Raw genomic sequence first — 16,058 nt, 5'->3', positions numbered from 1 at the left:
AGTAAGAAAGGAAATGAAAATGCATAAATTTTTAAATTCGTATTCATGCTTAACATATTTTAGTTGAGGAAGTAATTTTGCGATTACTGTATAACCGGATTTTATATCAGGAGTCAGGAGTCAGGAGTCAGGAGGGAAAAGAATAGAAGTCAGAAATCAGGAGATTGTCTACGTTGTTCAATTGCAGCAACATAAGAATCTAGTAATTTACTTACTTCTTCGATCGGGTAGTAGAAGTTCTGAAGTATCCCCATATTGTAGTAGAAGTTCTGAAGTATCCCCATATTCAAGGTCATTTGCCAGAATTAAGTAATATCGACTTTCTTGATCGGAACCTTGTGCAATATTCAAGAATCGAATAGCAGATTCTCTTCCTTTCATTCTGACTCCTGACTCCTGTCTCCTGACTCCTTCTTCCTCATAACCCTTTTTTCCGAAAGCCTTCTGCTATATTAGCTGGCACTGATACAGATGCTCGTCTTAACTGAGAAGTTAGTCCGTAGGTTTCTGCTTTCGGAAAATTGCTGCTAAAGCGGTAAACCTCTAAAACGAGTTGATGTGCTTTTTGCCAAACTATCAAATCCTGAAAATTTTTAGCAGATTCTCTCTTCATTCTGACTCCTTCTTCCTCATTCTGACTCCTGTCTCCTGTCTCCTGACTCCTTCTTCATGTGATACGAATATTCTGGCTTGAATTCTCTTTTGGGTCTGCCCATGTCTTTTTGTGTTTTTAGTTTTTCATTTATTTTTTTTTCCCAAGTGCCAGGTATCGGGTAGAAAAAAATGGCGTTGGTAAATCAAGAGATGAAACTTTAACTTTCCTGGCGGGAAGTCCCGCGCTCTCCATCCCCCCTAACCCCCCGTGCATAGGGGGGAGGGGGAGCGTCGGGATGAAAGCCTGGGCCCAGATTTGGATACCTTCATAAGCTAAACGTTCATAGGCCCTTGACAAGCTAGAAGCATTTTGTTATTATCAATGTCAACACAGGGGGAGGACATCACCTCTGTCATGCGCAGCGGTCAGGGTTTCCCAGACGCTCAGAATCCCGCGTTTTCCCGTAAGGGCAACGTCGGGAGTATGTCAAGAGTAACCTGTTTCTGATACTTCTAAATATCTTACCACAGTAAGTGATGGGTATCACCCCTACTAGAAAATCATCTTACCAATTACCAACGCCAAAAAAATTATTAAAAAATTATTTGGCTAAAGCTTAGATTTTTCGGTCTTTTAACTTCCCTGGCGGGAAGTCCCGCGCTCTCCATCTCCCCTAACCCCCGTGCATAGGGGGGAGGGGGAGCGTCGGGATGAAAGCCTGGGCCCAGATTTGGATACCTTCATAAGCTAAACGTTCATAGGCCCTTGACACAAGCTAGGAGCATTTTGTTATTATCAATGTCAACACAGGGGGAGGACATCACCTCTGTCATGCGCAGCGGTCAGGGTTTCCCAGACTGAATAATCCCGCGTTGTCCATCCCCCCTAACCCCCCTTTGAAAGGGGGGAATAGAAGGGCAACGTCGGGAGTATGTCAAGCTTTTTCCTTTATTCTACTACAGAAAAGAGGGAGTAGGGAGTAGGGAGTAGGGAGATGGGAACCTAACTCATTTCTAGTACACTACTTGAGTAGTATTTTCTTTAGCTATAAATGGTATAATAATACTTTCTGTCTTAACTATTCAGCTAATAATGATAATACTATCTCTTTCCTCCTGACTCCTGACTCCTGACTCCTTTACACTTACGAAAGGGGTTCTATAAGGGAAATTGCGTACACTTATCGCTTTCTTTGAAAAGTTATTTTGGGGGTGGGTTTCAACCTAAATATTTATAAATGTGGCTATTTTGTTGTAATGTCCAGTATTATTGTCAGGCTATTGTAATGGAACCCGCATTGTACACGCTTGGCTGAAAAGCCAGTAGAAATCTAATCCTACTGGTTTGTTTATATGAAGAGCAATCGCGCTGTTATGAGAATATCAAAAAATATATAGCAAAAAGATAAGTATTTAACCGGATTATTAATGAGGCAAAAATTGACTAAAACTGAAAAAGGCTATACTTTTCCTGCACTTACGCAAAGAAACCCGGTTTCTCCGAGAAACCGGGTTTCAGGGTTCTTGTGCGTAAGTCCTGATTAATTATTGCTGTAAGCAAACTCCGGCAGTTGCTCTTTAGCAGATCCATTAGGTGTAACTTTTACCTCACCATTTTCATCTAAATCTACATAAACATTTTCCCCATGCTGAATTTTACCAGCTAATAACGCTTCTGCCAAAACATCCTCTAACAAACGCATAATAGCTCGACGTAGAGGTCTCGCTCCGTAACTAGGATCGAATCCTTCCTCTACTAAACGATCCTTAAACTTATCGCTGACTGTCAGAGCTATTTCGCGATCGCCCAAACGACTAAATACCTCCCGCAGCATAATTTCTGCAATTTCCTTGACCTCATCCTTAGTTAACTGACGGAAGACAATAATTTCATCCAGACGGTTGAGAAACTCTGGGCGGAAATATTGTTTCAGTTCCTCATTAACTAAATTGCGGATACGATTATATTGAGCTTCCTCTTGATCCTCAGCAAACTCAAAACCTAAACCACCGCCACCTTTTTCAATGACCTTAGAACCGATATTAGAAGTCATAATGATTAAGGTATTCTTGAAATCTACTACCCGACCCTTAGAATCAGTCAAACGACCATCCTCCAAGACTTGCAGCATAATATTAAATACATCTGGATGAGCCTTTTCAATCTCATCAAACAAAACCACAGTGTAGGGGCGACGGCGTACAGCTTCCGTTAACTGCCCACCTTCATCATAACCAACAAATCCTGGAGGAGAACCAACAAGCTTAGAAACAGTGTGACGTTCCATGTATTCCGACATATCCACTCGAATCATCGCTTCCTCAGAACCAAAGAAATAAGCAGCTAATGCTTTTGTCAATTCTGTTTTTCCAACACCAGTCGGACCAGAAAAAATGAAACTAGCAATAGGCCGCTTAGGATTCTTTAGACCAACACGAGCGCGACGTAAAGCACGGGAAACAGCTTTCACAGCATCATCTTGCCCAATCAGACGTTGATGCAGGGTATCTTCTACATGTAACAGTTTCTCAGACTCAGATTCTGTCAACTTACTCACCGGAACTCCAGTCCAGGATGCCACGATATGAGCAATATCGTCTTCAGTCACTACAAGAGAGTTACTGGGTTTTTTGTCTAATTTTTCAGCGGCAGTCTGTTCAATTTCTGCTTGAATTTCTAATTCGCGATCGCGTAATTGACTAGCTTTTTCAAAATCTTGTTGACGAACAACTTCTTCTTTTTCTTTAGTCACCTTAGATAGTTCTCGTCTTAGTTCCTTCAAATGTGGTGAAACCATCGAATTTTTAACTCTCACACGGGAACCAGCTTCATCAATTAAGTCAATAGCTTTATCTGGTAAAAAGCGATCGCTAATATAACGATCAGATAGTTCAGCTGCCGCTGCCAGAGCTTCATCAGAAATAGTCAACCTATGGTGTTGTTCATAAGCAGAGCGTACCCCATAAAGAATTTCGATAGTCTGTTCTACACTAGGTTCACCCACTTTCACCGGTTGAAAACGACGTTCCAGAGCAGCATCCCGTTCAATATGCTTGCGATATTCATCCAGAGTAGTCGCCCCAATACATTGCAGTTCACCCCTTGCCAAAGCAGGTTTAAGAATATTAGCAGCATCCATACTACCCTCAATCGCACCAGCACCCACAACAGTGTGAATTTCATCAATTACCAAAATAATATTACCATTGGCACGGACTTCATCCATTATTTTTTTCAACCGTTCCTCAAATTCCCCTCTAAACCTAGTACCAGCTATCAGAGAACCAATATTGAGACTAACCACCTGTTTATTTTCTAGGATATCGGGAACATCTTGATTAATGATCCGTTGAGCTAATCCCTCAGCAAGAGCAGTCTTTCCGACTCCAGGTTCACCAATGAGGACCGGGTTATTTTTTGTTCTACGGCCTAAAACTTGAATCATTCGTTCAATTTCAACTTGTCGGCCTACTATTGGATCGATTTTACCCTCTGCCGCTAATTTTGTTAAATCTGTACCAAATTCTTCTAGAGTAACGGCTTTCTTACCATTAGGGTTAGACCCCCCAGGAGAAACAGCAGCAGCTTCTCCCAAGGAACGAATTACTTGAGTCCGAATTTTGCCTCTATCGACTCCCAAGTTGTCCAAAACTTTAGCAGCTACTCCTTCAGAATCTTGTAGTAATCCCAATAGCAAATGTTCTGTACCAATATAATTATGGTCTACTTTTCTTGCTTCTTCTAGGGAAATCTCCAACATCCTTTTTACCCTAGGAGTAAAAGGAATTTCTGCCGGAGTAAAGCCAGAACCACGGCCAATTATTTTTTCAACTTCGTTTCGAGCATCTTTGAGATTTACACCATGCTCCTTGAGAACTTTAGATGCAATACCTGTACCTTCACCAATTAAACCCAGGAGAATTTGCTCTGTCCCCACAAAGTTATGTCCTAAGCGGCGGGCCTCTTCCTGGGCTAACATGATTACCTTGATTGATTGTTCTGTGAAACGTTCAAACATTTTTGTTGCCTCTCTATATATGTGTTTATAGTCACAGGGGAGATTTCTCCCTTATAGTAATGTTTTTTAGTAATTACTGACCATTCAGTGGCCATAAACAGGAACAAATGTAAATTTTTATTTACTTATAGTAACTTAAATGTATCGTTGTGAGAGTGACAATGCCTAGTGAGGAGAGCCGTAACCAAGAAATTCAGTAATTTATATATAATAACTTGTTGGAAAAAATTTTAATGGGAGAGCTTTTTGGCAAACACAGCAAAAATGCCTCATATTTGCTGTATTTTAATTTACTATTTTCTGGGGAAAGTGGCAAGGCTTTCTAGAATGTTTGCCACAATTAATAGATATGATATCCGCTTTTAGAGGTTGACTATTTTTTTTAGTTGTCCTACATAGTAATGGTTTCATGTCCCATTAGCGAAATATAATCGTTAAATTGCCATATCATAAATAATTTCAATTTTACTTACTGTCTGAATCAGGAGCAGTTATTATGTCTAATATTCGAGAAGAAATGCCTGTATTAGTTCGCCATGAAGGAGATTGGAAAGGAACATATACAATAGTAGATAACGAGGGAAATATTATCGATAAACATAGTTCCCATTTAACTTGTCAATTTCCCGAGAATCGAGAATATCCCTATTTTCAAACTAATCGCTATGAGTGGGCGGATGGCAAAAAAGAAGAACATCAATTTCCGGGAATATATCGGGATAAAAAGATTTGGATTGATACAGAAAGATTAGATGCTTATGGTTGGGAAATAGATAATTCAACAATTATTTTGTGGATAACTTATAAAGGAATGGCAGATTTTTATATCTATGAAATGAGTAATATTAGTCCTGATAATAATCATCGCGCTAGAACTTTGCATTGGTTTCAGAACGATATAATTGTCAAAAGAACAATTGTTAAAGAAGAAAGAGTCGGTTGATTAAGGAAGTTAGAAGTCAGAAGTTAGAAGTTGTTTTTGTAACGGGGATTTTATCCCTTTGACACTTTACTATTCCCTATTCCCTATTCCCTATTCAAGTAGCGCCATAACTAAAATGACTAATCTATATGAAACAGATTTTGTTCAATGGACAGAAGAACAAGCAAAAGCTCTGAATGAACATAATGAAAAAGCACTTGATTGGGAGAATTTCAAGGAGGAGATAGACAACTTGGGAAAAGAGCAAATTAATGTAGTTCATAGCTTTTTAAAGCAAATTATAATCCATAAGTTAAAGCTAGACTACACTAACGAAGTCCGATCGCTATGTCAAAAATATATGATATTAGTTTACCTGATATTTGTCCTTATACTTTTGAAGATTTGATGAAAAGGTTGCCATAAAATTGATTATATATAGAATCCTGTTATATAGTATATGTTCATAATTCTATCTACACTTTCTACTCCCCATCTCCCCATCCCCCCATCTCCCTATCCCCCCAACTATATAACAAGTATTCAACCGGATCTTATATTAATCCATATTTAGCCAATCCTGAAAGACACCTTGGTAATTTGGATGTTCTTCTGCTAGGAGTTTGTTTTTCAACTCAGAGATCCGGTATCTAGCTGCAGTGCAATAAATGTCCGCTAGATCTTGAGGATTAGGTTGAAGTGTTGCTTCAAGTGATGCTGCCTTAGACAGGACAAGAGATATTGTCATTAATTCACTTACCATCTGTGTTGTGAGGATCATCATCTCTTCTTTTGGATATAAATATCTCGGATTAGGATATTTTTTGACCAAATTTTGACAAATATTTGCCAAGGAAACATTTTCTTCAACCAGAAAATGCCAATGTCTTTGATTTCGAGTTGATAAATTGTCAAGAATGGTGTCTTGCCCCTCACTTACTGGATTGACATTCAAATCATTATTCTTTTTGTAAAAAATCGGAAAAATAATCATTTGTGCAAATAAACAATCTAACAAAAAATCAGCTCCACACTGAGTCCGCAAAGCTCTTGCGTCTCTCAAACAACACTCAAGAGGAACTGCTGAAACTCCACGCGCTTTTTTACTTTGAGCTGTCTCATATCCTTCTGTTGCCATCACAGACATGGTTCGATCCAGAATCCGCCAACAGGTATTGGCACATATATTTCTGGCAACAACTTGCTCTAATTTAGGTTCCAAATCATTGCGTCGATCCTCTATTAAAACTGACCATTCGGCAACACTTTCCATGGCAAAGACTTCTGCTAACGACAATGCAACTATATTTTGGAGTGCCTCATATTTCTCTAGAGGTAAGTCAATGCTCGAACGTCTCTTGAGATAATCACGCATCCATTTAGTACAAAGCTCACCAATAGCTACACTGGGAGCAACTTGCATATATATACGCCCTAACATTAGAGCTAGGTGACTAGAGAGTATTAAACCTTCCAATGGCGGTTCAAGTAATACTTGCTCTTTGGGCACGCGAACATTATTAAATTGAATTTCTACAGAGGGAAATCCTTTTAAACCCATGAACTCGTGTTCTGATGTCACTTCAAAACCTGATGATGAGGTTTCGACAAAAAACAGACGAGTAATTTCTCGATCTTGTTCGTAAACCCTTGCAGAAACAACAAGAACATCAGCTATTGACGCATTAGAAATATACACTTTCTTTCCGTTGAGTAGATATGCTGTACCATCTTCAGTCAGAGTCGCTGTTGTGAAACGTTTGGGATGGGATGCCCCTTCTGCTTCAGCATCGGCATTACCGGAAATAGATCTCTTCCTAGTGTGTTTGAGTACAAAATTACGAAGATATCCCTTAGGGATATATTTAAGATAACCCCCAATACCAATTGAGGTTTGAACTGCCATAGCGAGTGCAACTGTAGTTGAGTATTCTGCTGCTTTTTTAATCAGACGGAAAGTATTGAAGTTAGATAATCCGAGTCCATTATAATCGACTGGATCTCTGAGGTTCATAAACCCTTGAGCGCGGAGTTCGTCGAATAAACCATCGGGCAGACTTTGAGTTGTATCTATTTGAGTGCGATCAACTTTATCTTTGAGTAAAGCTTCGAGTTTAGCGGTGATTTCGCTGCCAATAATTTCATCATCTTTTTCTTGCTCTGGGAAAGGGAAAACCAAGTCTCCTCGTACTGTACCGGCTAACAAGTTTCCTAAAAAACTTGTTTTATCAGATGATTTTAATAAAAAATCCGCCATTGATTTCATCAAATTTCTCCTTTCTAAAATTTCCGAATGTGGAAGTAAATGTGCAGATTTGCTAGCGAGCGCCAACAATGGTTAATTTCCAAACAAGAAACCGGGTTGATTGCACTGATGATTCAAATCACGAATTTGCATCTGTCAACCCGGTTTCTGGGTATCGGTATAGTAGGTTGGGTTTTGCTATCGCTCTACCCAACAAACAAACTCATATAAAATCCGGTTATACAGTAATCGCAAAATTACTTCCTCAACTTACAATGTTAAGCATGAATACGAATTGAAAAATTTATGCTATTGAAATCCTTTCTTACTCCTAACTCCTAACTCCTAACTCCTACCTCCTGACTCCTGACTCCTCAGTAATACTATAACTAATTACCCGGATTCTATATCAGAGAACATCAACAAGACTTACGCACGCAAACAAGAAACTTTGATATTAGACATCTGGTAAAAATCAAAAAAATCAATTCTTATCCAGAAATTATCAACTACTTCTGCCTGTTCCCTGTTCCCTGTTTCCTGTTCCCTCTTTATAATAGAATATCAACAGGACTTACGCACGCAAACAAGAAACTTTGATATTAGACATCTGGTAAAAATCAAAAATATAGCGCTACGCGAAGCGTGAATAGGGAATAGCGGTGCGACCCCGCGTCGCCGTTTCGCTTTCGCTGCGCGACATGAAACGCGACATGAAAAGCGGAGATCCTCTGCAAGAGGCAAGGCGCAAGCGGTCAGACCCCGCGCCGCCGACAGCTCGCTTGCGGAATGCTGACCAAGAGAGGGAACGCGCACTCCTGTGAGGGAATGGTAGAGTTTCAAAGGGTTTTCCTAGGTCATGCTCCGCAAACAGGATTTATAAATGTCCTAACCTTAATGCGTAATGCTATAAAATCAATTCTTATCCAGAAATTATCAATTACTTCCGCCTGTTCCCAGTTAAGTGTTCCCTGTTCCCTCTTTTCTGGAGAGGTATATTATTCATTTACTCTATTTCAGTCGGTGGTATTTCTGTATTATTTCTTTTCCTCAATTTACGATGCAAAGTTTTGACTCCTGATAATAATAACCCAATCACTATAAATACTACGACAGCAGCTAATACTGGTACAGAAATCGCTAACATTGACAAGACTGTGGAACTAAGTAGCTCCATTGTCGAAACTCCAGGATTTGCCAACCCTCCTGTGAGAGTTGTGGAAGCTAACCTAGTAACGTCTGTTAAACCTTGCACTGTTCCGGCAGCACCCCCACCGACAATAACTGCAATTGTCCACTGTAGCATTGGACTCATGTCGCTAACAAATGAACCTGTAATTATGGTACCTGCGATGACTGCTGTTGGTGTGGCAATAATATCTAGTAATTCATCTACCCAAGGAATATAATAAGCAGCAACTTCTAAGAATGCACCTACTCCAAAAGCGACTGTTGCTTCTGGGGTGCCCATCCAGGCAAAATCATTAGACAGTTGTAAATGTCCTGATTGTGCTGCAATGCTCATCACCAGTGGGGGTACAAATATCCGAAACCCACAAGCTGCGCTTAATCCCACACCTAGACAAATACCTAATAGAGTTTCCATATTTTTCTCCTAGTTTCTCCTCATAAAAACTGTTAATTTTTTTGTCAAAATCTATCAGTTTGCTGATGATTATTTAAGAATTATTAATTACTTCAATTCTTGGTTTGCTAATTACAGATGTATGAATATATATGATCAAAATTAGCAAATTAGATTTGGCTATTAATTTTTCAGACTATTTATTAACTATAGCGTTTCTCAAGTTACTGAGGTATGGCAGTCGAAGCAAAGATTAGGACATTTCTAAATCCTGTTTGCTCCGCATGACCTAGGAAAACCCTTTGACAGTTTACTATTCCCTCACAGGAGTGCGCGTTCCCTCTCTTGGTCAGCATTCCCTTGCGCCTATCGGCGGCGCGGGGTCGCACCGCTTGCGCCTATCGGCGGCGCGGGGTCTGACCGCTTGCGCCTTGCCTCTTGCAGAGGAGCTTTGCTAACGGCGACGCGGGGTCGCACCGCTATTCCCCATTCCCTATTCACGCTTCGCCTAGCGCTATACAGTTGTTTTTCTAATTTTCTATTCCCTGTTTCTGTGATTACTACTCCCTATATCCCTAAAAATTAGGAATGAGGGTATCTCCAATATAAATAATTATCCTCAATCTTTCCTTGAAGCATCAGTCAAAATGACAAATATTTGACATTGTACTTTAAATATGGTAAGCGTATATAATATTTAATTAGTCACCTGTAAAGATCATAATCTCAAGATTTTAATGGTAATTCTTGACATAATATGATAAATGTGGTATGTATAAAATACATATTAATAAAGCTCTTTGATGGTAGCGATCGCTAAAATTTGCCAAGCGCGATCGTTACTAATCTCAGCTACGGATAAAGCTTTGCTTGCTTGAGTTAAAGCTTTGAGTTACCAGGTGAAAGACAGGTATTCGTGGAAGCGAAATGGAGTTCTATCGTGCTAATGGTACCCAGAACGATCGCTCTCAAAACCCATATAATTATTCAGGAAACACAAAAAAAATGTTCTTCATAAATTTACCAATCTTGAAAAAAAAGAGAAAAAATAATGCAATGAATTACAATATATGAGGAGCAAAAATATTAACAGGACTTACGCAGACCCAACCAAGAAACCAGGTTTATTGCCCTAATTATTGTTGTTTAAACCACGAAATTTAGTTGATAAAACCGGTTTCTGCGTAAGTTATGATTTAAGATAAATTAATTGTGGAGATAGATGATAATGATAGGGCATTCATTAGAACTAGAGGATCTAAGAAAAATTAGTAGCCCGAAAAAAATAGTAGCTTTGTTTGAAAAACTTGGCTACAATTTTCAACTGGAAAATTTAGATATAGAACAACTAGAACTACCCAGTTATTGGAGTGAAACTATCTATGATGCTTACAAAATTCATAACGATGAAGAAGATGATTTAGAAGTATTTCTTTTGGAATTAGGACTAGAAGCATTGAAAACGAATCCTAAACTTCAAGAAAAAATAATAACTATTTATCAAATTCTATCTAAAAGCAAAAAAAAAAATTACTCATTTGTACGAAAAACTATAATCAGTTAGTAATAGTTGCTCCTCAGAATAGAGAATATACAAATTTAAAAATTAAATGGTGGTTAATTGACTGTAAAAATCCTAGTTATTATGATACTTATTGGCTAGAAAATGTAGCTATAAATAATAGGGAATCTACACAACTATTGACAAATAAATATAATACTGAAAGTAGCTACGATCCAGATCGAGAACCGCCAACTGTAACATTTACTCAAGACTCAATTCAACTTCATCACAAGCAAATTAATAACGTTCCCCGTTTACGTGCTGAGGAAGAAATTCATTTAGCGCATCAAATTGATGAATTATTAGCTTTAGAGCAAATTTATGAAAAATTAGAGCAAAATCTCAAGCGATCGCCCAATGAAACCGAATGGGCAACAGCAGTAAAAATAAGTAAATCGGAACTGCGCGCTCGCCTAGAAAAAGGTAGACTAGCTCAAAATAAAATGGTGAGAGCTAACCTGCGACTGGTGACATCAATTGCCAAACGATATCAAAACCGTGGGTTAGACTTCCAAGACTTAATTCAAGAGGGAAGTATAGGATTAATTCGTGCCACAGAAAAATTTGATCGTACAAAAGGTTATAAATTTTCTACTTATGGTATTTGGTGGATTCGACAAGCTATTACCAGAGCTATTTGTGACTATTCTCGGACGATCCGGTTGCCAGTTTATCTCTATGAAACTGTTTCTCAAATTAAGAAAATAGTTAAGCAAATGTCAATGGAATCTTCTCCGCTAAGTACAGAAGAAGTTGCTACACGCATGGAGATGACAACTGAGAAATTGCGATTTATTGTAGAATGCGCTCAAGAAACTTTATCTTTAGATCATCCTATCGGTAAAGGAGAAAATATCATCGATCAAGAAGCGATCGAATTCGATGGCAAAACACCAACAAAATATGTCTTTGAAAATTGCCTGCAAGAAGATTTAGAGACTGTTCTGAAAACTTTAACTGAACGTGAAAGAAATGTGTTGCAGATGCGATTTGGTTTAGATGATGGTCAAGAAAAGACCCTCAAAGAAATTGGTAATACGTTTAATTTAACGCGGGAAAGAATTAGGCAAATAGAAGCTAAAGCATTGAAAAAGTTGGAAGATCCAAAGCGTAACCATATTCTCAGAGAATATATTCGTTAGAAAATGATGTGGTGTCGGCGCAGACAGCAACAACCACATCATCATTATTTTTGCTGAGGATAGTTGGTTTTAGTATCAGTTTGAGATTGTTTTATAGTATCCTGTTTAGTTTTGGTAGATGGTTCCATTAAACCAGAAGTCTGCCACAGAAAACTGACAATCATTATCTTAGTTAATGCTTCCAACTGCTCTAATTTTTCCTTATTCATTGGTTGATTTATATAATTAGCTTGCATGATTTTTTCTCCGATATTTTATAGACTATTAATAAACCTTTCAACAGATATATTTCTAAATCCGGTCAGGGTAATTACTTAATTTAATCAAGTAGTCTCATTAAGAGATAATACCAAGGCCGTTAACGAAGTCAGAAATTAGAAGTTAGAAGTTATATAGAATCCGGTTATATAATATATGTTTATAACTCTATAATTACTTTAATCTTCCCACCCGGACCACCCGGACCACCCGGACCACACTTCCCACACTTCCCACCCCCAACTATATAATAAGTATTCAACCGGATTTGATATTAGAAGTTGACCCACCCCTAACCCAACCCACCCCCAAGCAGGAGGAAAAGTAGGAGATTAGAGCAACGCTCCAAAAACGTTTCGCCAATCAAGGCGGGGTTGCGCGACCCAATCCTGTTTGATCAATGTTTGTTACCAATAGTAGAAGCAAGGAAAAAGGAAGATTGACCAAAGCAAACTTGGCGCAACTGATTAACTATTCTAGTTTTGCTTCAGCATAAATTGGATAAATTCCGTATGAAAATTAAGTTTACTATTTTTATTTTTCGGTATTTTTGCCGAAATAGCTGTGATTTATAGTCAGGATAAAATGTGATTTATACAAAAAATTATATGTGATTTAAAACATGATATATAGCAATTCCCACAGTTTGGTTTACACGGGAATATACCAGCGGAGATGATATGATATATAATCCCGATAATTACTATACCCAAATCCGCAGGGACTGGAACTCGTAGAAGGAAGCAATATTAGGGGTTTTGCGAGATTGCTCCCTATCGTGCGTGGCTGTAGACGACTTTTCAACCGGATTATATAATGAGATAAAATCATTACTAAAAAATCAAATAAATGTCAATATAAAGTAATACAATAATTAAGTAGGCACTCTTACTTAGTAGGTAAATCGTGAAAATATTCATCTACCATACCCCAGAAGAAACCCCCACGGAAAATATGCCAGACTGCGCGATCGCCGTTGATGTTCTCAGAGCAACAACAACAATGGCCACAGCTATCCATGCAGGTGCAGAAGCAGTACAAGTATTTAGTGATGTTCAAGAATTAATGGCAGTTAGCGAAAAATGGCCTGCTGAGAAACGCATTCGTGTCGGGGAACGAGGTGGTAAAAAAGTGGAGGGTTGTGACGAAGGCAACTCACCGTTAAATTTCAGATCGGAAGCAGTCAAAGGCAAACGCTTATTTATGACTACTACTAATGGCACCCGTTGTCTGAAACGTATTCAAAATGCAAAAATTGTTCTAACTGCCGCTCTTGTTAACCGTCGCTCGGTAGTTGAATTTCTCAAGGAAAATCAACCCGAAATAATTTGGATCTTAGGTTCTGGATGGGAAGGTAGTTATTCCCTAGAAGATACAGTTTGTGCAGGGGCGATCGCTCATAGTCTACTTACAGAAACTAATTCTGTCTTAGATGAAACTATAGGTAATGATGAAGTTTTCGGAGCTATGTCTCTCTATCTTCAGTGGCAGGAAAAATTGTATGAACTAATGAACCATGCTAGTCATGGTAAACGCCTCCAACGCCTAGAATGTTATGAAGACCTCAAATATTGTTCTCAAACTGACATCTTAGATGTTTTGCCTATGCAGAAAGAACCAGGAGTATTATCTTGATCGTGAGTAGAGGAGTAGGGGAGTAGGGGAGTGGGGGAGTAGGGGAGTGGGGGTATTGGATAATATAGAAGTATTTTTCAATCTTTTTTTGTATTGCCCTGCTCCCACATCAGATTCCACTGCTTCATAAAACTGATACAAAGCGTCACGTAGCGTGACAAATTGATGTTTACTTCCTGCTTCTACTGAGGCCGTCGGCGGTTACTCATCCACAGGCATTGACGGTTAAGCCAACCGCATATCTTAAGTCTATACTTATATTTAACTCTTTCTCAATAGACATTATTATTCATTTGCTTCTCCAACTCCTCAAAAATCAACATCCTGGGCGTTGATACCAGATAGATATAAACAATCAGAAAAACAGGAAATCAATTATCGAACTCAACTTATCAATTCTTTCTCCTTACTCCCTAATCTCTACTCCCTCTTTTCTAGAGATACATTTAGGCTTCTATAAGATAGATATTGCTCAAGTCCAACTTAACAAACAAAAACTTTGTCGATTCGTTCTTCGGCATGAGAAGCGGAACGCGGAAAGGAGTTCTATCGCGTTCCGATCCGGACATGATATAGCTTATTGACCAAAAAATCTGGTCTCAAATTAGTCAGAACTTACGCAAAATATCAAACCACACACCATATGTAGGGGCGAATGGCATTCGCCCTTACTAGATATAGTGTTTATGCGTAAGTCCTGTTAGTATTTCAAGCAAATAGCTCTCAGCAAAATATACTGATAACTGATAACTGATATACTAAGCTTCCTTCTCAATGTAGATGAACAATAAACCCATACCTACAAGTGGCATTAACAAACCAACTACAGGAACTAAAATCACAGGTAAGTAAGATGCTGCATAAGAACCAATCATTTCAAATTCTCCTTAAATTAAATAATTTAAAAGTAGGCGATCGCTTAATTTAACCAAAAAAGTTTGACTAAAAAATAAGCTCTCAAGCTTTCTCTTAGATAGAGATGGATCTGTTACCTAACCAGATCCAATCTACCCTCGATAAAATATTCGATTCAGTATTTCAAGTCAATAGTTCTTAGCCAGATATACTGTCAACTGATAACTAATAACTGATAACTGATATGAGGTATTTAGTTATTGACATACTCCCGACGCTCCCCTCCCCCCTTCCAAAGGGGGGTTAGGGGGGATGGAAAAATAGGGATTCTTCAGTCAAGGAGGTCCTGACCGCAGTTTTAACAGAAGTGATGTCCTCCTCCTGTGTTAAAAAAAACCTCAGAAAATTGAGGTGACAAGCCCAAGATTTTCTATTAGGAAGAAAGCTACAATAGCACCACCCATTGCACCGATTAAGAAACCACCAGTGAATTGACTCCAACCTTCAGAAGTCTTCAATGGATCTGTACCTTCAGAACTTTCTCCTTGGAAGGAAACTATGCCATAAGCAGATAGACAAATGCTGGCAATTAAAATTAGAGCGATCGTAGAAATTAGTGCACCTAAATTAGCAACTGCTGAATCCCGTAATGGACCGAGCTTAGTCCAAGGACCAACGATAAAATAACCGTGGGCCATACCGACTTCTAGACCTCTTAGAATTGGAGATAGACCTTGACGGTAGATAGGCAAATTAGCGATAAATGTTCTGGTCAAATCAGAATCACTAATTGGGGTGGACAAATGACCTACGAAAGGATCTCCTTTATAAGGTTGAACGAATCCTGAATCTGTTGCTTCTGACATACTTAATTCTTTCCTCTGGATAGGAGTTGAAAATCTTTAGAAGATATTAAGGTCATATTTTAGGTGCTAAGTGCATTTTAATTTCAAAATAAGTCTTCAACTTTAGAAAAGTTAATCTAATCTGGGCTTCTCCTTGTCCTTAGTATTGGACATCTCCAGAAAAGAGGGAACGAGGTGTGGGAGGTGTGGGAAGTGTGGGAAGTGTGGGAGGTGTGGGAAGTGTGGGAAGTGTGGGAAGTGTGGGAAGTGTGGGAGGTGTGGGAAGTGTGGGAAGTGTGGGAAGTGTGGGAAGTGTGGCGAGGTCCCGAAGGGTCGCAAGACGATCTCTCCGCCCGTGATCGTCGACATCGCGCGCGCCGCGGTCTTCACGAAG

General features: G+C 38.9%; 14 protein-coding genes. 6 read left to right on the top strand and 8 right to left on the bottom strand.

Going from position 1 to position 16,058, the window contains the following annotated elements; genetic code table 11:
• Nucleotides 1–207 precede the first annotated feature (207 nt).
• The 3 genes from F6K40_RS02155 to F6K40_RS02145 form a co-directional block, all read right to left on the bottom strand.
• Nucleotides 208–381 carry a four helix bundle protein gene (locus F6K40_RS02155; RefSeq protein ID WP_293130703.1) on the bottom strand — a complete coding sequence of 58 codons (174 nt, stop codon included), beginning with the start codon at nucleotides 379–381 and terminating at the stop codon, nucleotides 208–210.
• Nucleotides 382–418: 37 nt separating this feature from the next.
• Nucleotides 419–613, bottom strand: a complete 195-nt coding sequence (locus F6K40_RS02150) for a four helix bundle protein (RefSeq protein WP_293130700.1) — start codon at nucleotides 611–613, stop codon at nucleotides 419–421.
• 1,522 nt (nucleotides 614–2,135) lie between these two features.
• The gene (locus tag F6K40_RS02145; RefSeq protein ID WP_293130698.1) at nucleotides 2,136–4,613 is read right to left on the bottom strand and encodes an ATP-dependent Clp protease ATP-binding subunit; all 2,478 of its coding nucleotides are present in this window, start codon (nucleotides 4,611–4,613) and stop codon (nucleotides 2,136–2,138) included.
• Between the two features lie 496 nt (nucleotides 4,614–5,109).
• On the opposite strand from F6K40_RS02145, the gene F6K40_RS02140 reads away from it, so the two are divergent.
• Nucleotides 5,110–5,556, top strand: coding sequence for a DUF3598 family protein (locus F6K40_RS02140; protein WP_293130696.1), 447 nt, complete (start codon nucleotides 5,110–5,112; stop codon nucleotides 5,554–5,556).
• Between the two features lie 115 nt (nucleotides 5,557–5,671).
• Entirely contained in the window at nucleotides 5,672–5,944 is a 273-nt protein-coding gene (locus F6K40_RS02135) for a DUF29 family protein (RefSeq protein WP_293130693.1), read from the top strand.
• 150 nt (nucleotides 5,945–6,094) lie between these two features.
• Here F6K40_RS02135 and F6K40_RS02130 read toward each other — a convergent pair whose 3' ends face one another.
• Together F6K40_RS02130 and F6K40_RS02125 are read right to left on the bottom strand one after the other, a co-directional pair.
• Complete coding sequence (locus F6K40_RS02130) at nucleotides 6,095–7,792, bottom strand: acyl-CoA dehydrogenase family protein (RefSeq protein ID WP_293130691.1); 1,698 nt, start codon at nucleotides 7,790–7,792, stop codon at nucleotides 6,095–6,097.
• 994 nt (nucleotides 7,793–8,786) lie between these two features.
• Entirely contained in the window at nucleotides 8,787–9,386 is a 600-nt protein-coding gene (locus F6K40_RS02125; protein WP_293130689.1) for a DUF4126 domain-containing protein, read from the bottom strand.
• A gap of 1,207 nt (nucleotides 9,387–10,593) precedes the next feature.
• Here F6K40_RS02125 and F6K40_RS02120 point away from each other — a divergent pair.
• The gene (locus tag F6K40_RS02120) at nucleotides 10,594–10,929 is read left to right on the top strand and encodes a hypothetical protein (RefSeq protein ID WP_293130687.1); all 336 of its coding nucleotides are present in this window, start codon (nucleotides 10,594–10,596) and stop codon (nucleotides 10,927–10,929) included.
• Between the two features lie 137 nt (nucleotides 10,930–11,066).
• A complete protein-coding gene (locus tag F6K40_RS02115) occupies nucleotides 11,067–12,071 on the top strand; it encodes a sigma-70 family RNA polymerase sigma factor (RefSeq protein ID WP_293130685.1) in 1,005 nt (334 codons plus the stop codon).
• A 44-nt stretch (nucleotides 12,072–12,115) separates the two neighbouring features.
• Here F6K40_RS02115 and F6K40_RS02110 read toward each other — a convergent pair whose 3' ends face one another.
• Entirely contained in the window at nucleotides 12,116–12,307 is a 192-nt protein-coding gene (locus F6K40_RS02110) for a hypothetical protein (RefSeq protein WP_293130683.1), read from the bottom strand.
• A 928-nt stretch (nucleotides 12,308–13,235) separates the two neighbouring features.
• Here F6K40_RS02110 and F6K40_RS02105 point away from each other — a divergent pair.
• Nucleotides 13,236–13,964, top strand: a complete 729-nt coding sequence (locus F6K40_RS02105) for a 2-phosphosulfolactate phosphatase family protein (RefSeq protein ID WP_293130681.1) — start codon at nucleotides 13,236–13,238, stop codon at nucleotides 13,962–13,964.
• A gap of 758 nt (nucleotides 13,965–14,722) precedes the next feature.
• Here the strand turns inward: F6K40_RS02105 and F6K40_RS02100 are convergent.
• Nucleotides 14,723–14,839, bottom strand: a complete 117-nt coding sequence (locus F6K40_RS02100; RefSeq protein WP_293130679.1) for a photosystem I reaction center subunit VIII — start codon at nucleotides 14,837–14,839, stop codon at nucleotides 14,723–14,725.
• 378 nt (nucleotides 14,840–15,217) lie between these two features.
• Complete coding sequence (locus tag F6K40_RS02095) at nucleotides 15,218–15,685, bottom strand: photosystem I reaction center protein subunit XI (RefSeq protein WP_293130677.1); 468 nt, start codon at nucleotides 15,683–15,685, stop codon at nucleotides 15,218–15,220.
• 192 nt (nucleotides 15,686–15,877) lie between these two features.
• Here F6K40_RS02095 and F6K40_RS02090 point away from each other — a divergent pair.
• A partial coding sequence (locus F6K40_RS02090; RefSeq protein ID WP_293130675.1) for a hypothetical protein occupies nucleotides 15,878–16,058 on the top strand: 181 nt, incomplete at its 3' end.

Source organism: Okeania sp. SIO3I5, assembly GCF_010672085.1.
GTDB lineage: Bacteria > Cyanobacteriota > Cyanobacteriia > Cyanobacteriales > Microcoleaceae > Trichodesmium.
Note: the sequence above shows the minus strand (reverse complement) of the source record. Positions and strands in the feature narration are given on the sequence as shown.